General features: G+C 56.4%; 21 protein-coding genes, 1 tRNA gene and 1 riboswitch. Of the genes, 12 read left to right on the top strand and 10 right to left on the bottom strand.

The features are described from left to right. The first annotated feature begins 31 nt into the window (after positions 1-31). The 5 genes from MID00_RS06165 (at position 32) to MID00_RS06145 (ending at position 4,870) form a co-directional block, all read left to right on the top strand. Entirely contained in the window at positions 32-250 is a 219-nt protein-coding gene (locus MID00_RS06165) for a recombinase-like helix-turn-helix domain-containing protein (RefSeq protein WP_254500009.1), read from the top strand. Positions 251-293: 43 nt separating this feature from the next. Continuing rightward, positions 294-1,313 (top strand): aromatic ring-hydroxylating dioxygenase subunit alpha, encoded by a 1,020-nt coding sequence (locus MID00_RS06160; RefSeq protein ID WP_083054292.1) that lies wholly within the window; start codon positions 294-296, stop codon positions 1,311-1,313. Positions 1,314-1,391: 78 nt separating this feature from the next. Further along, complete coding sequence (locus tag MID00_RS06155; protein ID WP_254500008.1) at positions 1,392-2,360, top strand: PDR/VanB family oxidoreductase; 969 nt, start codon at positions 1,392-1,394, stop codon at positions 2,358-2,360. 177 nt (positions 2,361-2,537) lie between these two features. Next, a complete protein-coding gene (locus MID00_RS06150; RefSeq protein ID WP_254500007.1) occupies positions 2,538-3,554 on the top strand; it encodes a porin in 1,017 nt (338 codons plus the stop codon). A 29-nt stretch (positions 3,555-3,583) separates the two neighbouring features. Further along, positions 3,584-4,870 (top strand): MFS transporter, encoded by a 1,287-nt coding sequence (locus MID00_RS06145; RefSeq protein WP_254500006.1) that lies wholly within the window; start codon positions 3,584-3,586, stop codon positions 4,868-4,870. A gap of 29 nt (positions 4,871-4,899) precedes the next feature. Here the strand turns inward: MID00_RS06145 and MID00_RS06140 are convergent, their stop codons facing one another. Continuing rightward, on the bottom strand, positions 4,900-5,508 hold the full coding sequence (locus MID00_RS06140) for a hypothetical protein (RefSeq protein WP_254500005.1): 609 nt from the start codon (positions 5,506-5,508) through the stop codon (positions 4,900-4,902). 180 nt (positions 5,509-5,688) lie between these two features. After that, a complete protein-coding gene (locus tag MID00_RS06135) occupies positions 5,689-6,582 on the bottom strand; it encodes a cytochrome c5 family protein (RefSeq protein WP_035269225.1) in 894 nt (297 codons plus the stop codon). Between the two features lie 243 nt (positions 6,583-6,825). Between MID00_RS06135 and MID00_RS06130 the strand changes: the two genes are divergently transcribed. Next, positions 6,826-6,900, top strand: a tRNA-Arg gene (locus MID00_RS06130). Between the two features lie 400 nt (positions 6,901-7,300). Here MID00_RS06130 and MID00_RS06125 read toward each other — a convergent pair. The 3 genes from MID00_RS06125 to gshA form a co-directional block, all read right to left on the bottom strand. Continuing rightward, the gene (locus tag MID00_RS06125; RefSeq protein ID WP_035269227.1) at positions 7,301-8,077 is read right to left on the bottom strand and encodes a class I SAM-dependent methyltransferase; all 777 of its coding nucleotides are present in this window, start codon (positions 8,075-8,077) and stop codon (positions 7,301-7,303) included. Then, on the bottom strand, positions 8,074-10,128 hold the full coding sequence (locus MID00_RS06120) for a TonB-dependent receptor (RefSeq protein ID WP_250756629.1): 2,055 nt from the start codon (positions 10,126-10,128) through the stop codon (positions 8,074-8,076). Before MID00_RS06120 ends, MID00_RS06125 begins: the two co-directional genes overlap by 4 nt. A 176-nt stretch (positions 10,129-10,304) precedes the next feature. After that, on the bottom strand, positions 10,305-11,888 hold the full coding sequence (gshA, locus tag MID00_RS06115) for a glutamate--cysteine ligase (RefSeq protein ID WP_254500004.1): 1,584 nt from the start codon (positions 11,886-11,888) through the stop codon (positions 10,305-10,307). Positions 11,889-12,082: 194 nt separating this feature from the next. Between gshA and MID00_RS06110 the strand changes: the two genes are divergently transcribed. After that, a complete protein-coding gene (locus tag MID00_RS06110; RefSeq protein WP_254499986.1) occupies positions 12,083-12,613 on the top strand; it encodes a hypothetical protein in 531 nt (176 codons plus the stop codon). On the opposite strand, the gene MID00_RS20610 is transcribed toward MID00_RS06110, so the two are convergent. Continuing rightward, the gene (locus MID00_RS20610) at positions 12,543-12,818 is read right to left on the bottom strand and encodes a response regulator transcription factor (protein ID WP_009462666.1); all 276 of its coding nucleotides are present in this window, start codon (positions 12,816-12,818) and stop codon (positions 12,543-12,545) included. The genes MID00_RS06110 and MID00_RS20610 overlap by 71 nt on opposite strands. A gap of 203 nt (positions 12,819-13,021) precedes the next feature. After that, a riboswitch (SAM riboswitch) is annotated at positions 13,022-13,100 on the top strand. Here MID00_RS20610 and MID00_RS06100 point away from each other — a divergent pair. The 4 genes from MID00_RS06100 (at position 13,090) to MID00_RS06085 (ending at position 16,833) form a co-directional block, all read left to right on the top strand. Beyond that, entirely contained in the window at positions 13,090-14,334 is a 1,245-nt protein-coding gene (locus tag MID00_RS06100; RefSeq protein ID WP_009462664.1) for a homoserine O-acetyltransferase, read from the top strand. (Overlaps the previous riboswitch by 11 nt.) Then, entirely contained in the window at positions 14,331-14,960 is a 630-nt protein-coding gene (gene metW, locus MID00_RS06095) for a methionine biosynthesis protein MetW (protein ID WP_009462662.1), read from the top strand. The genes MID00_RS06100 and metW overlap by 4 nt, the downstream gene beginning before the upstream one ends. A gap of 17 nt (positions 14,961-14,977) precedes the next feature. Further along, positions 14,978-16,207: a muropeptide transporter gene (locus MID00_RS06090; protein WP_254499984.1), complete on the top strand. Its 1,230-nt coding sequence runs from the start codon at positions 14,978-14,980 to the stop codon at positions 16,205-16,207. A 53-nt stretch (positions 16,208-16,260) separates the two neighbouring features. Further along, positions 16,261-16,833, top strand: a complete 573-nt coding sequence (locus tag MID00_RS06085; RefSeq protein WP_022983380.1) for a trimeric intracellular cation channel family protein — start codon at positions 16,261-16,263, stop codon at positions 16,831-16,833. A 20-nt stretch (positions 16,834-16,853) separates the two neighbouring features. On the opposite strand, the gene MID00_RS06080 is transcribed toward MID00_RS06085, so the two are convergent. The 4 genes from MID00_RS06080 to MID00_RS06065 all read right to left on the bottom strand — a co-directional run bounded on the left by MID00_RS06080 (position 16,854) and on the right by MID00_RS06065 (position 19,050). Then, positions 16,854-17,588, bottom strand: coding sequence for an LrgB family protein (locus MID00_RS06080; protein ID WP_021447054.1), 735 nt, complete (start codon positions 17,586-17,588; stop codon positions 16,854-16,856). After that, complete coding sequence (locus MID00_RS06075) at positions 17,588-17,938, bottom strand: CidA/LrgA family protein (protein ID WP_254499982.1); 351 nt, start codon at positions 17,936-17,938, stop codon at positions 17,588-17,590. The genes MID00_RS06080 and MID00_RS06075 overlap by 1 nt, the downstream gene beginning before the upstream one ends. A gap of 144 nt (positions 17,939-18,082) precedes the next feature. Next, positions 18,083-18,580 (bottom strand): RidA family protein, encoded by a 498-nt coding sequence (locus MID00_RS06070; protein WP_009462652.1) that lies wholly within the window; start codon positions 18,578-18,580, stop codon positions 18,083-18,085. A 92-nt stretch (positions 18,581-18,672) separates the two neighbouring features. Next, on the bottom strand, positions 18,673-19,050 hold the full coding sequence (locus tag MID00_RS06065; RefSeq protein ID WP_009462650.1) for a RidA family protein: 378 nt from the start codon (positions 19,048-19,050) through the stop codon (positions 18,673-18,675). 117 nt (positions 19,051-19,167) lie between these two features. Here MID00_RS06065 and MID00_RS06060 point away from each other — a divergent pair, with 117 nt between their 5' ends. After that, positions 19,168-20,043, top strand: coding sequence for a phosphorylase (locus MID00_RS06060; protein ID WP_254499980.1), 876 nt, complete (start codon positions 19,168-19,170; stop codon positions 20,041-20,043). Positions 20,044-20,349: the final 306 nt, after the last annotated feature.

Here is a 20,349-nt window from a genome sequence, read left to right as displayed (position 1 = left end):
TTCAATACATGAACGTATTTCAGGAGGAATTATGTCTGTGCGTTATCTCCAGGCCAATCAAGCGCAACGGCGCGAACCCACCTTGTACGAAGACCGGCTTGGCGATGCAATCGAGCGCGCCTTTGCCAAGGGCGTGCATGATTTGCCCGGCCTGGTTCAGCAATTGAATCGTGAAGGCTTGTCCACCCCTGATGGACAGGCCTGGACAGAAGAAAACTACAGCGACGCGATTGCGGCCCTGGCCCAGTAAGCGCCGGCCCTCGCGTCCACCAAACCTGTTTAAGGAGACTCCCATGAACCATACGCCCGACCAGGCTGTTGAGCATTTACTGAAGGTTGGTCTGAAGAACCTGTGGTATCCGATTTGCCCCGCTTCTTTCATCAAAGAGACGCCCATTGCCCTGCGTCGTCTGGGGCAGAAAATTGTGCTGTGGCGCGATACCACTGGCACCGTGCATGCCTTGCTGGACCGTTGTCCGCACCGTGGTGCGCCGCTGTCGCAAGGTGTGGTGCTGGGAGATCGCATCTCCTGCCCGTATCACGGCGTGGAAGTGCGCAGTGACGGGGTAGTGACCCGTGTGCCCGGCAGCCCCGGCTGTTCTCTGGAAGGGTCGCGTGCAGGCCGTCGTTTCCATGTGCGTGAGGCTGTGGACACTATCTTCTTGTACAACGATGTCGAGCCCGTGGATGAGCCGCCCGAGCTGGTCTTGCCTGAAGAGCTGGCCAACCAGGAGTCCTACTCCAGTTTCCTTTGCTACAACGAGTGGAAGAGCGATTACCGCTATGTGCTTGATAACGTCATGGATCCCATGCACGGCACCTTTTTGCACAAGCAGTCGCACTCCATGGCCGAGGGCGATAGCCAGGCCAAGTTCGTCATTCGTCAGACCGATATCGGTTTTGTCTTTGAAAAAGAAGGCCAGCGTGATGTGAACTTTGACTGGACCGAGTGGGCCGACACCGGCATGCACTGGACGCGTCTGGAGATTCCGTATCCCAAGACGGGTGGCCCTGGCGGCAACTTCATTATTGTGGGTTGTGTCACGCCGATTGATGAAACCCTGTGTTCGGTTTTCTTCTGGCGTATTCGCCGTTTGCCCAAGGGTTGGCAGCGTGATACCTGGCGCTTCCTTTACCGCAACCGCCTGGAAGCGCGCCATTGGCATGTGCTGGAGCAGGACCGCGTCCTGTTGGAGGATATGGAGCCCAATGCTCGTGACTACGAGAATCTGTATCAGCATGATCTGGGCATTGTCCGCTTGCGCCGTCATTTGCGCTCCTTGGCGCAGGACCAGGTAGAAGCAAGCGTTTGATTGCCTGCAGGTGGCCCGCCTGGCGGGCCGGTTTTTCCCGATAAGGTCCGCTCTTGAAGGCGGGCAAGGTGTTCTCTTATGTCAACCCAGACTCTCACAGCGCGCATCCATGCCATGCGTTATGAGGCGGACGGTATCGTCAGTGTCGAATTTCAGCCTGCGACGGAACAGGTACTGTTCCCGTCCTTTGAGCCTGGCTCTCACATTGACCTGCATTTACCCAATGGCCTGGTGCGCAATTACTCCCTGTGCAATCCCCATACGGATCAGCAGCGCTATGTGGTGGCTGTTTTGCATGATCGCAAAAGCCGTGGTGGATCGCGCTATGTGCACGAGCAGTTACGGGTGGGTTCGACCATTGAAATTTCGGCGCCACGCAATAACTTCGCCTTGAGTGATCAGGCCCCCAAGTCTGTGCTGGTAGCCGGTGGCATTGGCATTACCCCGCTGTGGTGCATGTTGCAAAAGCTGGCCGAACAAGGGCAGGCGGTCGAGCTGTTTTATTGTGCGCGCAACCGTCGCGAAGCAGCTTTTGTAGCGGAGATTCAGTCGCTGTGCGACAGCCATCACATCCTGTGCCATTTTCATTTTGATCAGGAGCAGGGCGCTGGGCCGCAGTTGGAGACTGTGCTGGCCGGGCAGGGGGCTGACACGCACTACTACTGTTGTGGGCCTGCCCCCATGCTGGATGCTTTTGAGGCGGCTTGCCAGTCCTTGGGTTATGAGCATGCGCATATTGAACGTTTTGCGGCAGCCCCCTTGGCGCAGACCGCTCCGGACGATGCTTTCGAGTTGCGCCTGGCCAAGAGCGGGCAGACGATCCAGGTGCCTGCGGGCAAATCCGTTCTGGATGCCTTGCTGGATGCAGGAATCCCGATTGAACACAGCTGCAAGGAAGGAGTGTGCGGATCGTGCGAGACGCGCATTCTGGAAGGAGAAGCAGACCATCGTGACGGGGTCTTGTCCAAAAAGGAGCGTGAGGCGGGTCGCAGCATGATGGTGTGTGTATCGCGCTGCAAGCGAGGGCCTATGGTGCTGGATATTTAATTCCCAAGGCAAGACCTGACGTTAGAGGCACAGCGTGAGACTGTGCCGTTTCGCCTAGGCCTTCCACTCTATTTTCAGTTTTCTGGCATATGCCGGTCTTGTTTCCAGGACCTGGGCAGGGGCGGTTTGTGCCTGCAAAAAGAGCGATAAGCATACTTATAAGAGAGGACGGAGCAGATGAAAAAACCTGTCGTTATGGTGGGTGCGGCATTCAGCTTGGCGGGGGCGGTGCAGGCAGCTCCCAATACGCTGGAGATCTTTGGCACTCTGGATATGGCTGTGACGCATTTACGTACGGATGGCCAGTCCCAAACCGGTCTGGCGCACAGCGGTTCCAATATCTCCCGTTTCGGGTTTCGAGGGCGTGAAGATCTGGGCTCGGGCTATGCCGCCGGGTTCTGGTTGGAAGGGGGCTTGCATCCGAATCTGGGCAAGGGCGCGGCCGAGGATGGTGGTCTGGACTTTCGTCGTCGAGCAACGATTAGTCTATTTAGTCCGTATGGCGAACTGCGTCTGGGACGGGACGATTCGGCCACGTTTCTGAGCACCTTGTTGTTCGACCCCTTCATGACTAATGGGGTGGCCGGTACCAACTCCTTCATGATGCTGGGTGGCCCCATTCAGATCAGCAATGCGATCAGCTATTTTCTGCCGCCCAATCTGGGAGGCATTTATGGTCAGTTGCAGTACGCCTCCGGACCTACCTCGACACCGAGCAGCGGCAACTATCGCGGAGCGCGTTTTGGTTATGCACAAGGAGCGCTGAACGTGGCTCTGGCGGCCGGACGGCAGCAGGACAATGTGCAGTCCAGCTTGAGTCTGGCTAACTTGGCGGCTACGTATGACTTCGGTTTTATCAAGCCATCTTTGATTCTGGCGCAGGAAAAGCGTGGGTCGGCCCGGATTCGAGCTTATCAGCTGGGGGCGACGGCACCGATTGGCCAGCATCTGATTCGCGGCAGCATTGGCAAGTACGACGTCAGCGGTCAGCAAGCCAATGCGGACTGGATCAAGTACAGCGTGGGCTACGCCTACAACTTCTCCAAGACCACGCAGATTTATGCCTCCTGTGCCTATGTGCATAACCAGTCAGGCTCGGCGCGAGCGATCAGCGTGCAAGGCATGGACTCGCCCATCAACAGCGCAGGTCGAAACTCCCAGGGCTACCAATTTGGTATCCGGAAGTTCTTTTGATCGCGTCCTCCAAGAGCAAGAGAGACATCATGAATCCAAAGACATTTCGTTGGTATGGCGTGATCACCCTGTTGATCGTTGTGGCCATCTCCTACATTGACCGCATCAATATTGCGGTGTTGATTACCGATCAGGACTTTTTGCGGCATATGGGCATGCAAGCCCATGATCGCGTCAGCCAGGGCTTGCTGGCGACGGCTTTTATGGTGGGCTATGGCGTGTCTTCAGTGGTTCTGACACCGTTTTGTTCGGCCTTGCTGGGTGTGCGTCGCAGCCTGGTGATCGGGCTGATTTTCTGGGGGGTAGTCACTTATGTATCTCCCTTGATGCACAGTTATGGGCTGCTGTTGATGTCGCGTGCCTTGCTGGGAATTTCAGAGGGGCCTCTGTTTGCTTTGGCAGGGGCGTATATCAAGGCCCACTTCGAGGCCAGCGAGAACGGCAAACCTAATTCGCTGGTGAATATGGGAACGGGTTTGGGGCTGGCCATTGGCTATCCTTTCATCGGCTTCTTGCTGAGCTCGCATAACTGGGATAACTCCTTTCATATATTGGGCCTGATGAATATTTTGCTGGGTATTCCTCTGGTTCTGGCCTTTGTGCGCATGCCCAAAGTGGAACGCGGGACGGTCAAGGCTTCCAGTGCCAAGGCCAGCTTGCAGCAAGTGGGGCAGATCATTCGCGGCTCTTTGCAAACCCGCCATCTTTTTCTGATCACCCTGCTGACTTCGGCTTTCTTGGCGTACTTGTGGGGCAGTAGCAACTGGTTGCCGGCGTATCTGAAAGAAGCTCGTGGCTTTAATTTGCGCGACCTGGGTTGGATTGCCTCCTTGCCGCAGTACGCAACCATTGTGGCCGTCTTTATTGGCGGCATGATTATTGATCGTTTGCCGCGTGAACGTGTGCCCTTGATCTTTGTTGGTGGTGCAACGGGGGTGGGCCTATGTATCTGGCTGGCAATCAGCGTGCCAGATCGCTATACCGCTGCCATGTGTCTAATTGCCGCCAACTTTTGTTGGGGACTGGCCAGCCCGGCAATTCCCAGCACAGTCCAGTATTTTTCCCAGGCCCAGCATGTTGCCAGTGCATTTGGGGTGGTGAACGGCGTAGGAAGTCTGTTTGCCGGGTTCATGCCAGCGATCATGGGCTGGGTAATCACGCAGTTTGCCGGCGGTAATGCGGCTAGCGGTGCCGGTTTTGCGGCAGGTTTTGGTGTCTTGATCGGAACCCAGATTGTTGTTGCTGTGTGTGGTTTGGTGCTGTACTTCCAGGAGCGTCATAGCCCGCATCGCCTGGCTGAACCGATCAAGTCGTAGCCTGCTTCCGCTTGGCACAGGTCAGCTTATCAAGGAGCGTTTATGGCAGTGGGTACTTTGACCTCTGCCAGGTCTGGGTAGAGGTCGACCAGCTCCGATAAAAGCTTGTCTTCGCTTAAAGGGATGATGAATAGATGTTCACCATCCTGACTGGCCAGCGTAGGGTAAGTCAGCTCGAAAGTCTCGCTTTCTTTCTTGAATGTGCGACTGTAGTTGAACAGCGCGTAGGTGCGGCCCGTGCTGGTTTTGCCGAATCGGGCAGTTTCCAGATCGTAATGGCCGGTAAGGATCTCTACTGGCTGCTGCTCGTCCAGAGCGCGGCCAAACTTCGCAATCTCGACAAGTGCTTCTTGCCGGCTTTTTCCCATGGCCTCCGCCATTTTTTGGATTTTTCGAGGAGGCTGGAACTGCAAGAGGGTTTCCATGTCGCGGGCCATGGTGGCACGCAGCAGGGTTTGCATGGCAAGGTCCAGATTGTCTCGATTCACAGTGGCGCAGACTTGCTGCGCCCCTTGAGTGGCTGCCGAACCTTCTGTCCGTTCTTTGGCAGATACGGTGGTGAAGGGCAGTATTGCAAAGACAAAGGCCGATAGGATGCTTGCGAGCACTTCTCGTGCAAAGAGGGAGGCACGTGTCATGGTAATAGCTGTTCGGGATTGTGGAGTGCAGTGTGTGCGGCTAACGTTGGTCGATTGTAGGGCTTGGGCGTGAGGATGCTTATCTGCGCAGCAGGTCTTGGCAATAAAAAAGCCCGATGAATATTCATCGGGCTTTTTGTATTCGCAGGCTCTGTACGGTGCCAGAGCCTTGTCGCAGTCTTACTTGGCGGCGTTAACCATGTGCTGGATGGCAGCACGGATTTCGTCGTCGGAGGCTTGAGAGCCACCGCGTGGAGGCATGGCGCCTACACCGTGAATGGCTTTTTGAACCATAGTGTCCATACCGGATTCGATATATGGCTTCCAGGCCGCTTGATCGCCAAACTTGGGCGCGCCAGCAACACCGGCTGCGTGACAGGCAAAGCAGATGGTGTCGTACAGCTTGATACCGGCTGGGTCGACCTTGTTGTCATCCGCAGCAGCGGTTTGGGTTGCTTTGGGAGCTTCTGCAGCAGGAGCCTCTTCAGCAGGCTTGGTATCGGCAGCCGCAGTGGCTTCAGGCTTGGCGTCAGCTTCTTCACCTTCTGGTGCGGGAGCGTCGGGTTCCTTGAAGTCAGCGCCAGCGGCGTTAGCCATGTAAGCAACGGCACGAGCCACTTCGATGTCGTCCAGCGAAGGGTTACCACCCTTGGCAGGCATGGCGCGGATACCATGAATAGCGTTCTTGACCAACTCGTCCTGACCCAGCTTGATCAGCTCGCCCCAAGCGCCCTTGTCGCCAAATTTAGGCGCACCGGCTACACCGGCGCCGTGACAGGCGGTACAGGTGGTTTCGTAAACTTGCTGACCAGTCTTCAGCTCTTTGACGGCATTGGCGTCAACCAGTTTGAAACCGGCAACAGGCTGAATGCGGGCTGCAATGGCTTCAGGGGAAAGGGCGGCGGAGCCAGCACCAGCACCCATGGTGGAGGTAACCAGGCTAACCAGCATGACAATAATCGCGATGGGCACCAAGAAAGCCAGAGCCACGGTCACAAGCAATTGTTTAGGGGTTTTGATCATGGCTGAGTGACCCTCGTTGTGTTCTTCGGGTTTTTGTTCCGTGTTGCTCATTATCGGATCCTGCGAGTTCGTACAAGAAATGACGGGAGGGCCTTTAAAGGCCACCAATAAAGGCTTGCGCCTACCTAATGGGTGTGCGCAAGGACGTGTCTACCAAGCCACCGACCCAGATCGCGCAACCATGGATTATAGCGGAGTGTGTCGCTCTTGTATCTGACTCTTGATTTAGCGCACTCATAATTGCCGGATAGATGCTGAAAAAAACTCCAAACTCGCGCTACAATAGCGAGCTTGGCGTCCGTAGTTCAATGGATAGAATTAGGGTTTCCGAAGCCCTCGATACAGGTTCGATTCCTGTCGGACGCGCCAGAACTTCTTGTTTATACGGCTCTTTAGGACTGCTTTTCAAGACCTGGCTTGAATTTCCAGTTATAAAGTGTCGCGATGCAAGCAGCCAAAGGCTGCTTTTTTTGTGTCTGTTGTTTGTCAAAACACGGCCTTATGCGCGGTTCAGGTGAAGTGGGCTAATTATTGATCCTGATCATTTGGCCTGGGACGAAATTGCGTATTCGCCTGCGTTGACAGGCGAGCTTGCGCTTGGGAGTTTGGCCGGGACGACGATCAGGCGTATAGGCGATGTCTGGACAGGCAGTGCCTGGAGTCTTGAACTTGTGGCCGTCGCTACAACCAGATGTGCTGCCATCGCAGTCTATGCAAGACAAAAGGGGCCGAGGCCCCTTTTGCTTTTTCCTGAGCAGCTTTCTGGTTTTTAAACAGCTTCGGCACAAATTACATAGTCGTGGCCATGACGCAGACCACCCAAGGTCTGGTTCAAGGCCAGAGCTTGCTTGCGCAAGGCTTGGACATGCTCGGACAAAGCCATGGCCAGGTTGCGGTCCTTCAGACGGCGCAAGCGCCCGTCACACATATCCAGTTGACCGTGGATAAAGCTGTCGCCGTAACGAATGCCAAAGCGCTGCGCATCCACACAGCGATAGCCGGACTGTCGCAGGTGGCGCAGGACCCAGTCCATCGGGTACTCGCGATACGGGCGCTCGCCTGCCAGCAGCAGGCAAGCATCACGCAAACGGCCTATTTCCACAATCAATTTGCCCGCCGGGTCCGTGCTGCTATAGGGCACGTAGGGCTCCAGACCAATAATGTAGAGACGCTGGCCGGTAAGCGGCCGCAGGCGGCTGAACAACTGGTCCTGGGTGTAGGGGGCAAAGCCGTCTATGGCACCCAGTAGATAATCGGCCAGAACCGTATCAAAGCGTTCGCCCTGCAAAAATTCAGGGTCGCTCCAGTTGCCCACCAGCAGACGGTCCTCGGGGCGTTTTTGATCGCCCAGCTCGCGGGTGACTTGTTCGGCCATGCTGGGAGAGGCGGTAATGGCCGTCCAGCGTTCTGTGTCCAGCGTCAGCAACCAGCGCAGCGAACCCTTGCCGGTGCCGGCATCCAGAAAGTTGCCCCAAGGACGCTCGCCCTGCATGTCGGCCACGATCTGGTAGAGGCGGCTACCCGTGTGTATGGCGGTCTTGCTCAAAATTCCACCTGTATCCCGGCCAGGATGTTGCGTCCCATCAGCGGGGCTTGACGGGCAATAAAGGAGGTATGGCGGTAAGCCAACTTGTTCAGCAAGTTATTTCCTCTCAGGTACAGGGTGTAGGTGTTCTGATCCATATGCAGGCGGTAGCTTAAACCCATGCTGAGCAAACCGTAAGACGGCGAACGCTCTTCATGTTCAGCCAGTCGGTCCTGGGCAAAGGTGTGGGTGTAGCCGACAAAGCCGGACCAGTTCTGCCAGTTCAGATCCGTGCGAATACCCAGGCGGGCGGAGGGCATGCGGGGCAGGTTGCGGCCGGGATCTTGCAGTTTACCGCGCACCAGATCGCCATACACGCTGACCGAGACCCAGGACGTGACGGGGTAAGAGGCTTCTGCTTCCAGGCCCCAGAACTGGGCCTTGTCCTGGCTGTATTGGATCAGCTGAAAGTCTTCGTGACGATCCAGGCTGCGGCCATAAATGTAGTTCGAGCTACGGGTGTAGAAGGTACGTAGATCAAAGCGCAGATCGCCCAGGTGTTTTTGTAGCCCCAGGTCGACAGTATGGCTGGTCTCACGATCCAGGTTTGGGTCGCCACGCTCATAGCTCAGCGTGGCAAAGTGCACGCCTTTGGCAAACAGTTCCTGAGCCGTGGGCAGACGTTGAGAGCGGGACACGGACAGGCTGGCGGCGTATTCGGGTGCGAAGTCCCAGACCGTACCTAAAGAGAAGGAGGTCGCCGTGCCTTTGCGGCGTTCCAGCGTTTGCGAGTCGGGCGTAACGGTTTGCCATTCCTGACGTGCGCCCAGTTCCAGACGCCAGTCGTCCCAGTTCACGCTTTCCAGAAGGAACAGGCCCTGGCTGCGAGTACGGGTGGGCGGAATGAAGTTTTCAGCACCGTCGCGGGACGCAAAATCAGACTGGCTGGTCTGCAGGCCGATGACCCCTTCAAACGGTCCCCAAGGGTTGTGTTCCAGTTCCAGGCGCGTGTCGTAACCGCGATTGGTGAAGCGGGTGCCATCAATATCGCCATCTTTTTCAACGTGCTGGTAGTTGGTCGCACCAGCGCGCAGGCGAGCCCGTTTGAAGCCGGGCAGAGGGTCACGCAGTTCGCCACGGATATCGAAACGCTGAGTACGCAGGTGAGCGGTGGCCGAGTGTTCGTGATCATGTTCGTGGCTGTGGCCATGGTCGTGGGCATGGCCGTGATCGTGACTGTGGCCGCCGCAATGCAGAGTGGCGCCGTGCGGGTGGCAGTCCTCGTATTCGTGGCTGTGACCGGGCAGACCGTAGCTGCCTTCACGGTAGGAGTAGGCCGCGCCTATATAGCCACGGTCCCCAATAAAGGAGAGGCCAACGCTGCCTGTGTCCGTGCTGGAGTCGGAGTCCTTGACGCGTCCATCGGTCCAGTTGGGGACGCGATAGTCGCGGCTACGGTGCGAGGCACCTTCTACGTGCAAGGCGATATTGCCTTCGCCGGCTGTCATTTCGATTGCGCCGATTCTGCCACGGTCAGCCGTGGAGCCCTGGGCACGTACCGAGCCTTCAAAACCCTTTTCGGGAATGGCCGTGGGGATCTTGCGATCCAGCACGTTGACCACGCCACCAATAGCACCGCCCCCGTAAAGCAGGGCCGATGGGCCGCGCAGCACTTCAATGCGATCCGCTTGCCAGGTGTCGACCGTGATGGTGTGGTCGGGCGAGATGGCCGACGCGTCCATGACCTCTGCGCCATCGCTCAGAACTTTGACGCGGGGTGCAGTTTGGCCGCGAATGACGGGGCGGCTGGCACCGCTACCAAAGCTGTCTACATGGATGCCGACTTCACCGTCCAGCAATTCACCCAAGGTGCTGCTGCGGCGCAAATCCAGTTTGGGGCCTTGCAGGACCGTGCTGGCGGTGGCCAGCTCGGTTTGTCGCAAGGCCAGGGGGCTGGCAGAGATTCGGATAGGGGCCAGTTCAGGGACAGCTTCTTCAATTTCATTGGCTTGGGCCGAGGCGCACAAAAGCAGAGCCAGGGCTAGTGGCAGGGGGCGGGGTTGGAAACGCATCTCATCTTCCGGTTTGTTAATTTTCGATATGTTATAACATAACAATAATTATTCGAAATAGAGGAAAAGCCATTTTGAGAAAAGGGAGAAAGAGAAACTTCCTGCTGTATGAGCCTGCAGGTAACAGTCAAAAAAAAGCCGCCCTGGGGCGGCGGCTTGTTGTAATTGTGTGACGCTTAGCTGTTTTCCACTTCAGGCGGAATCAGATTGCGTTCGTAGCGATGGACGTAGTCCTCAAAGGACTCCTGATCCTGCGCTTCGATATCAATCTGGGCTTGCAGAGACTCTTTGGCCTGTTGCTCGAAAGCGGCTTGCTTGTCGGCAGGTAATGGATGGGCCAGCAAGGTCTGGTGATGCTCGCGGCTGCGTTGCAAGGCGTAGTCGTGAAAGCTCAAGCCGGTTTCGCGCAAACGGCTCAGCAGTTGAGCCGACGGTGTCAGCTCCGGGTTTTCCAGTTTGCGGATTTGGGCTTGCACAGCTTCTGTGTGACCTTGGGTATCCAGGGCCTGATCCAGCATTTGCGCGTAAGGCAGCAGCGATTCCAGAATTTCGTGGCCCCAGTCTTGCAGGCTGACGCTCTCTTTTTGCTGATTGGTCAGCATCAAGCCGGGGCGACGGCCTTCGCGCACGACGGTTGCAAAATTGTTCTTGCTGTCCTGACAGTAGCCGCCGTCCGGGAAGAAGGGGCTGTCTTGCACGGCACAGAACAGCAGGAACGTATCCAGGAAGCGGCAGGTTTGCTCGGAAATTCCAGTAGGCGATTCAGGGTCTATATCCAGGCAGCGGACTTCAATGTATTCCACACCGCGCTGGGCCAGGGCTGTAGCCGGGCGCTCGCTGCGCTGGGTGGTGCGCTTGGGACGAATGCTGGAGTAGTACTCGTTTTCAATCTGCAGGATATGGGTGTTGAGTTGAATCCACTCGCCATCGCGGTGGGTACCCAGTTTTTCGTAATCCGGCCAAGGAGTTACGGCAGCGTGATACATGCGCATCACAAAGGTGTCCAGGTCGTTGTAGCAAAGCTGGAGCTCGGCCTGGGCTTCCTTGTTGTGATAGCCCAGATCGCTCATGCGCAAGCTGGTTGCCCAGGGCATGGTCAAGGTGTCCTCGTCGATCTTGTCCAGATTGTTGCGGCGACCTTGCAGGAAGTTCGCATCCAGCACGGGCGAGGCACCAAACAAGTACATCAGTAGCCAGGAATAGCGCGTGAAGTTGCGGATCAACGCCAAATACCCATTGGAGCGCTGATCTTGCAGATTGTCGCCACAGACATTCAACAAGGGCCAGATGCCATCAGGCAGGGAAAAGTTGTAATGCACGCCGGCAATACATTGCATGGGCTTGCCATAACGTTCGGCCAGGCCACGGCGGTATACATGCTTGAGCATGCCCGTGTTGGACTTGCCGTACCAGGCAATGGCAATGTCTTTTTCGGCGGGCAGCAATGCGGGCATGGACTGGTTCCAGATAATCTCCTGGTCCAGCTTGCCAGCCACAAAGGTGTGGATGTCGGTCAGCTCCTGCAGCACGTCCTCGACCCGGGCTTGCGGCTCGGTAATCAGCTCCAGCAGGGCCTCGGCGTAGTCGGTCGTGATATGGCCGTTGGTCAGGGCCGACCCAATGGCTTGCGGGTGGGGGGTGTTTGCCAATTGGCCCAGCGCATCGACGCGCAGTCCTTCTTTTTCGATGCCGCGCAAGATTCCCGTCAAAATCTCGGGATTCTGTTGCAGGGCAAGGCGGCGTTCGTGGCTGGTGTTCATGGTGGTGTTTCCCACTTTCGAAATCGTGTGCAAGATACGGGACTGTTCAAGGGGGCCTGGCCCCGTCTATAAATAGTAGTCCGACCAGACTTGCTTTGTTAAGTTGCGCCAAAAGGCGTATCGGGCAGGGCGAGTATAAGACGGCTGTTTAGCCAGCCGATGAAAAGCATGAAACGGGATATGGGATTAGCACCATGATGATCAGGCGCATGACCGCGGTACTGGCGGCTTTCTTGATGTTGGCAGCCTGCAGTCCAGAGTTTAACTGGCGCAAGGTTCAGCTTGAACAAACGGGCCTGTCGGCCATGCTGCCCGGCAAGCCCACGACCAGTCACCGACTGTTGGATTTCGAGCAGCATCAACTGGATTTTTACCTGACCACCGCCACGGCAGGCGGGCAAAGCTACACCGTGGGCCATGTGATTTTGCCCAAGGAACTGCAGCAGGACCAGGCTGCTCGCCAACGCTTGTACGAGGCACTGCACGATTCCCTGCGCGAGAAATTCATACCCGATGGGCAAGTCAGCGAGAAAAATCAGATACAACTACCGCCACCCGGACAGATTTTCTTCATGACGCGCGATGTGGGCGGTGTGGCCTTGCGCCTGGAAGCGATGATACGCATGGAACCAGGCTGGCTGGTGCAGGGTTTTGTTATGACGGATTCCGGGAAGGCCCCGGACGCGGCTCAGGCAAAGGTTTTCTTTGACGGCTTAGCTCGCTAGCCGGGTCGCCGCTGATCAGGTGCTGTTGCAAGGCCAGGGTAATGGCAGCTTGGCGGCTATAGACTCCAAGCTTGGCGTAGGCGTTCTGGAAGTGGAAGTTGATCGTGCGTTCAGTAATGCCCAGGATGATGCTGATTTCCCAGCTGGTCTTGCCATGGGCAGCCCAGTTCAGGCAGGACTGCTCGCGTGAAGTTAAGTGCGTCACGGTAAAGCCATTCCTCATGCATTCGTGGTAGACGTCGGGCCAATGTACTCAAATTTAGCTTAGCTGGCAGACAAATGTGCATGAAAATAATGATGTAAATCAAAGCATTGTCTTTTCTCTGACGTTACCGTTGCCCAGAGTTCTGAATCGATCCTGGCTGGTCGATTTGGACGCCGCGCCGCAGCGATGCTAGAATTTTGTCTTATACGTTTTGCGCCGATTTGCCTGATCCGCTTGCGGGCGCTCCATAAATCCAGCTAAAGAGGTCCTGATGGCCACTGATTCCGTCCCTAGCGCCGACACTGGCGCCCTTAGCCCATCCTGCGGTTTGATCCCCGAAGGTTCTGTGGGCCCTGTACATGCCGAACTGATCGCCTTTGACGAACCCCTGCATCTGCGCAGTGGGCAAGTGCTGCCCAGCTACGAGCTGGCTGTCGAAACCTACGGCACCCTGAACGAAGAACGCAACAATGCGGTGTTGGTGTGTCATGCACTCAATGCCTCGCATCACGTTGCCGGTTATTACGACGACGATCCTAAAAGCATTGGCTGGTGGGACAATATGGTCGGCCCCGGCAAAGCCGTTGATACGGATCGTTTTTTTGTCATCGGGGTCAACAATATCGGCTCCTGCTTTGGCTCTACCGGCCCGTCCAGCATCAATCCGGCCACTGGCAAACCCTGGGGCTCCGAGTTTCCCGTTTTGACGGTAGAAGACTGGGTGCGTGCCCAAGCCCGTCTGGCCGACTACTTTGGCATTCGCAAGTTTGCGGCCGTTATGGGTGGCTCCCTGGGTGGCATGCAGGCCCTGAGCTGGGCCATCAGCTGCCCGGAGCGCGTGGAAAACTGCGTGGTCATTGCCAGTACCCCGCGCCTGTCGGCCCAGAACATCGCTTTTAACGAAGTGGCCCGCAGCGCCATTTTGTCCGACCCGCAGTTTCACGGTGGTAATTATTACGAGCACGGTGTGGTGCCCAAGGCTGGCCTGGGTGTTGCTCGCATGGTGGGCCACATCACCTACCTGTCCGACACCGTCATGGCCGAGAAGTTTGGCCGCAACCAGCGTGCCCCAGCCCAGGGCGGCGAGTATCACTACAACTACGGCGTGGAATTCGAGGTCGAGTCCTATCTGCGTTATCAAGGCGAAAAGTTCTCGCGTTACTTTGACGCCAATACCTATCTGATCATCACCCGTGCGCTGGATTACTTTGATCCGTCGCGCCAGCACCAGGGGGACCTGGTCAAGGCGCTTGAAAAGGTGCAGGCCAAATTCCTGCTGGTGTCTTTCACCACGGATTGGCGTTTCTCGCCCGAGCGCTCGCGCGAAATCGTGCAGGCTTTGTTGCGCAACCAGCGCGAGGTCACTTACGCCGAAATTGATGCTCCGCACGGGCATGACGCTTTCCTGCTTGAGGACCCTCGTTATCATGCCGTTGTGCAGGGATACTATGACCAGATTGCCGCTAATTTGGGCTTGCCTGCGCGCACCCGTACTACAGGGGTGTTGGCCGAATGACTAAGCCGCAAACTCAGGTGGATGCCGCCATGTTAAGACCGGACTTGCTGCGCATTGCGCAGTGGATTGAGCCAGGTTCGCGTGTGCTGGATCTGGGCTGTAACGATGGCACCTTGTTGGCGCATCTGCGTGACACGCGCCAGGTTGTCGGAACGGGGGTGGAGCTGAACGACCAGTTTGTGATTGCCTCGGTACGCCGTGGCGTCAATGTCATTCAGCAGGACTTGGAAAAAGGCCTGGCGCTGTTCAGCGACCAGCAGTTCGATACCGTTGTCCTGTCCAAGACACTGCAATCCATGCACCATACCGAGCACATCCTGCGCGAGATGGCGCGGGTGGCGCGGTATGGTATCGTCTCGTTTCCTAACTTCGGTTATTGGCCGCATGGCTGGAGCATTTTGCGCGGGCGCATGCCAGTCACGGGCGAAATGCCTTACCAGTGGTACAACACGCCCAACATCCATTTGTGCACCATGAAAGACTTTCAGGATCTGGCCCAGGCGGTGGGCGTACGTATTCTTGATCGTGCTGCCTTCAATGGTCGCGACACGGTGCGTTTTTTGCCGGGCTGGCGCAGTACCTTGGCCATGTATCGTTTCGAGTCTCCCCATTTTCTTGCTGCTTAGCGCTAATAAGGCCTGACGTGTCACGTGTCTATACCAGTCCCCGAGTCTTGCCTTTGCTGATTCTGGGGTTCGCCAGCGGCCTGCCTCTGGCCCTGGTTTCAGGCACCTTGCAGGCCTGGGCAACAGTTGAAAATGTTTCACTGACCGAGATTGGTTTTCTGACCCTGGTCGGCTCGGCCTACACGCTGAAGTTTCTCTGGGCTCCCCTGATTGATCGCTACGCGCCGCCGTTCATGGGGCGCAGGCGCGGCTGGATTCTTGTCACTCAACTGCTGCTGGCCGCCTCCATTGCGGCCATGGGCCTGTTTTCTCCCTCGGTGAATTTGACCGCACTGGCCTTGCTGGCCGTGTGGGTGGCCTTCTTGTCGGCCACGCAGGACATAGCCTTCGATGCTTATTGCACGGACGTGCTGCAAGCACATGAGCGAGCGGCGGGGGCGGCGGTCAAGGTCATGGGCTATCGCATTGCCATGATTGTGTCTGGCGGTCTGGCCCTGATTCTGGCGGACCGCTGGCTGGGCTGGTCCAACACGTATTTTCTGATGGGTGCCTTCATGGCGCTGTGCGCGCTGGTGACCCTGATTTCACCCGAACCAAAGGAACAAAGCCGTCCGCCGCGCAGTTTGTCAGAAGCTGTGATCGCGCCTTTGGCCGATTTTTTTTCGCGTCCAGGTGCCTGGAGCGTTCTGGCGCTGATTGTGCTCTACAAGCTGGGTGATGCTTTTGCAGGCGCCTTGTCCACCACTTTTCTGATTCGTGCAGCCGGCTTTACCTTGTCCGAGGTCGGCACCATCAACAAGGTGTTTGGCTTGGCTGCTACCGTGGTCGGAGCCTTGATGGGGGGGGCGATCATGGCCCGCCTGGGGCTATACCGGGCCTTGATGATTTTTGGTATCTTGCAGGCCGTCTCCAACCTGGGCTATTGGCTGATCGCGATTGAAACCGCGCCATCCATGTGGCTGATGGGGATTGTGGTCGGTCTGGAAAACCTGTGTGGTGGCCTGGGCACAGCGGCTTTTGTCGCTTTGCTGATGGCTTTGTGTAATCGGACCTATTCCGCCACTCAATTTGCGCTGCTGTCGGCCCTGTCGGCAGTGGGGCGTACCTATCTGGCCGGGCCTCTTACGCCTGTGCTGGTCGAATCCCTGGGTTGGCCAGGTTTTTTTATTTGTACCGTCTTTATTGCTGTGCCTGGCTTGCTGATGCTGCGTTGTTATCGGGGTCTTATTCAACAGCTTGATGCGTAAAAAATATCATGCTCTTACTTGTTCTCTACATTATCGCCATCACCGCAGAGGCCATGACCGCAGCGCTGGCCGCGGGCCGTCGTGACATGGATTGGGTGGGGGTCTGTACCATCGCCTGTGTCACCGCTCTGGGCGGTGGCTCGGTGCGGGACGTGCTTTTGGGGCATTACCCGCTGACCTGGGTGCAGCATCCTGAGTACCTCTGGATCACGGCAGGCGCGGCCATCCTTACAGCTTTGATCGCTCCGATCATGCGGCGTTTGCACAGCCTGTTCCTGCTGCTCGATGCCATGGGACTGGTGGTCTTTACCGTGATTGGCTGTCAGATCGCACTGGAAATGAAGCTGCCCATTACGGTGGTGCTGCTAAGCGGCATGATTACCGGCTGTGCCGGTGGCGTCTTGCGCGACATCTTGTGTAATGACATCCCCTTGCTGCTACGCAAGGAGATGTATGCCAGCGTTTCCATGCTGACAGGTGCTTTGTATTTGGGTGCCCAGCACCTGGACTGGCACCCGTATGTGACCCTGCTGGGCCCCATGATCATCGGCTTGAGTTTTCGTATGCTGGCTTTGCACCGCAATTGGCAGATGCCCCGCTTCGTCTATCGAGACGAGTGGCGCTAGAGCCAGCCTGTCTTGCCGGGTCAGGCCACGCCTAACCAGCGCAGGACTATAGGAACAAAAGGAACCAGCACGGCAGTCATGATCCCGTTCAGGCTCAGGCCAATGGCGGAAAATGCCCCAATCGTTTCGTGAACCTGCAAGGCACGTGCCGTACCAATGGCATGTGCCGTTACACCCACCGCAAAGCCCCGAGCCTCGGGGCGATCAATACGCAGCAAGTTCAACAGCGGGCGCGCCATGATCGTGCCCGCAATCCCGGTAATGGCAACCGCCACAGCAGCCAAGGAAGGCTGACCGTCAAATTGTTCTGCCAAGGCCATGGCAATCGGCATGGTGGCCGAGCGTGGGGCAACCGACATGATGGTTTCAATTGATCCGCCCAAAGCCCAGGCAATCAGGACCGTGCTGAAAATAGCGGTAACCGAACCAATGATCAGGGCAATGGTCAGCGGCTTCCAGATCTTGCGCAGCTGACGCAGTTGACTGTAGAGCGGTACAGCCAGGGCGACGGTTGCCGGTCCAATCAGGAAGTGAATGAACTTGGCCCCTTCAAAGTAAACGGGGTAAGGCGTGCGGGTCAGCAAGAGCAGGGCCACAATCACAACGACCGAGACCAGAATCGGCAACAAAAAGGGGCTACTGCCGGACTGGCGGTACATCCAGACCGAGCCTGCGTAGACCGAGCAGGTCAAGGTCAGCCACAGCAGGGGCGAGCTGGATAAAAAGACCCAGATTTGAAAAAGTCCGTCCGTCATTATTCTTCTTCCTGACGATTCTTAAGCAGACGATTGAGCACCAGGGCTGTGACCACCATGGTGATGACGGTGCCGCCCAGGGTGGCGATCAAAAAGGGCTGCCATTCCTCGGCTACCCGATCAAAATACAACATCACGCCAGTGACAGCGGGGATGAACAGCAGCATCAAGTTCTGCAACATGACACTGGCCGTGCTCTCCAAAGAGCTGGGCACGCCGCCTCGAATCAGCAAGGCGGCAGTCAGAAGCAGCATGCCGGCCAAAGGGCCTGGCAATGGCAAGGACAAGGACTGCACCAGGATCTCGCCTAATAGCTGAAAGGCGAAAAGGGCAGTAATCGCGTAGATCATGAGAGTTTCCGTAAAGGCACGAAAACGCCAGGCGGCAAGCCTGGCGTAGGTAAGGGGTCTGGCTAAGGGGTTAGTGTGCCATACAAGATAGCCAGGCTGTAAGCGTGCTGCTTATATCGAATTGCCTATAGTAAGTGGCCTGCATCAATGCTTGGCGGGGCTGTTTTGCGCACCCACCCAGGCCTGAACCTCGATTTCCACATCCACACCACCCGCCAGTTTGGCTTGTACCAGAGAGCGGGCCGGGAAGTTGCTGCCCAGGCGTTCTTTATAGATTTTGTTGAATTGCTCGTACAAGGCAATATCAGATAAATAGACAGTGGCTTTGATGACATGGCTGAAGTCGGCACCTGCCAGCTTCAGGGTCTCTTCAATCCGGTCCAGCGTGGCATTGGTTTGATCTTCAATGCTGCCGCGTATGATTTCGCCTTTTTCATTCAGCGGGATTTGTCCCGACAGGAATAGAAAGTCCCCGGCCTGCACGGCGCGGGAAAAAGGCATGTCCGAGTCGCCCAGATAGCGTTTGATCGCAGTCGGTTCTGCGGTTTTGCCCGTGTTGGCGGCATAGGCGAGGTTGCTGGCGCCAAGACCTAAGGCAGAACAAGCCAGCAAAATGTGACGGGCCGAAGCAAAAAAACGCATCAGGATTCTCCTTGGACTAGGGGAATTCAGTGTGCCATAGCCAGGGCCAAGCAGCGTTAATTTGTGTGACGGCCCGTCGGCCTTAAGGCTGCTTAGGCGCGATCGCCCAGCCAGGCCTGCACTTCGATTTCTACGTCTACGTTTTTGGCCAGCTTGGCTTCAACCAGCGAGCGGGTAGGCAGGGTGTCGCCAAAGCGCTCGGCGTAGACTTTGTTGAAGTCGGCAAACAAGGCCATGTCGGATAACCAGACAGTGGCTTTGACTACATCGGCCAGGGTGGCGTCAGCCAGAGCCAGGCCTTCGATCAGGCGATCAAAGACGGCGTGGGTCTGGTCCTGGATGGAACCGCGCACCACTTCACCTTGGGCGTCGTAAGGAATCTGGCCGGACAAGAACAGAAAGCCGCCAGCCATGGTGGCACGCGAGAAGGGCAGTGGCAGTGGGCTGGCAATACGGCGGATACCGGACATGGAATACTCCTGATAGGGATGGTGGAAAATTCGGACTAGGCAGCAATGCGCGTTTATTCGCGTCTCTTGCCTACAATAAGGCGTCACTATACAACTTCAAATGAGGAGCGAGACGACGTGAGCAAGGAAATTTTGCAACGCCTGGACCAACTGAGCCAGGCCGCGCTGGCCAGCGGTGATTTGTTGCCCGTGCAAGCTCAGGAAGAGCTGCTGCACGATCAGGGACTGACATTTTTTGTGCGTTGGGTATCCACTCTGGCGGCCAAGGATGCCGCCAGCGTCTCGATTCCAGGTGGACCACGTGACCCCAACTTCAATCCCTTTTTGCCACCTGCTCCGGCACTGACAGTGGATGACGCCAGTAGTACGCACAATATCGTGCTGAACAAGTTTGCCGTCTGTGATCTGCATCTGGTGCTGGCCGACAAGGTGTTTTCCGAACAGCTCAGCCCGTTGCGCGAGATTGATTTCCGAATTCTGGCGGATTTCCTGGCCGTGCAAGGCGGTCTGGGCTTTTATAACGGCGGTGGCCCGGCTGGGGCCAGTCAGCGTCATAAACATACACAATGGATTCCGCAGGCGGCTAGCAACGGCTCGCTGGCCCTGTATCTGGACAAGCTCCCTGCCCAGGCTGCGGCAGGCAGTGCGCATCAACATCCCGCGCTGGCTTTTGAACACTGTTTTGTGCGGTTGCAGGATGCGCAGGAGCCGGATGTTTTGACAGCCAGTCTTTTGAGTTCGTACCGAAATGCCTGCAATGAGTTGGGATTGGAAACGGCAGAAGATGGCTTGCTGCCGCCACATAATATGTTGGCAGGCCAGGGGTGGATGCTGGTGGTGCCTCGCAGCGTGGAGTTAGTTGACGGTATTTCGGTCAATGCACTGTCGTATGCAGGCTGCATTTATGTGCGTACCCCCGAGCAAATAGATCTGGTCCGCCAAATTGGCCCACTGAGTGTGCTGGCTCGTGCAGGCTATGCTCGCCGCGCCTGATTCTTGGGTTTGACCCAGCTGGACACGATGAACCCCGCTACAGCGGGGTTTTTATTTGGATTTTCCGTAGCTTTATGAATCTATATTTACTCTTTGGAAACAAAAATAAAATATGGATGTTTAATGCAGGTTTAATTTCTATTCGTTGCGGTTTGCTAAGCAATTAATGGGTGTTTAAAGAAAGAAATTGAAATAGTGTAACTTTTGTTTTTGGAAATTAAGTAAATAGGGGGTTTAAGAAAAATAGCTCATTTATAAGCAAGTCTTCTTGATTATTAGAATTTGTTCTAATTTGGAGTAATACGG

Source organism: Alcaligenes sp. NLF5-7, assembly GCF_024266725.1.
Classification (GTDB): domain Bacteria; phylum Pseudomonadota; class Gammaproteobacteria; order Burkholderiales; family Burkholderiaceae_B; genus Alcaligenes; species Alcaligenes phenolicus.
This window is presented reverse-complemented; position numbering and strand designations above follow the sequence as displayed.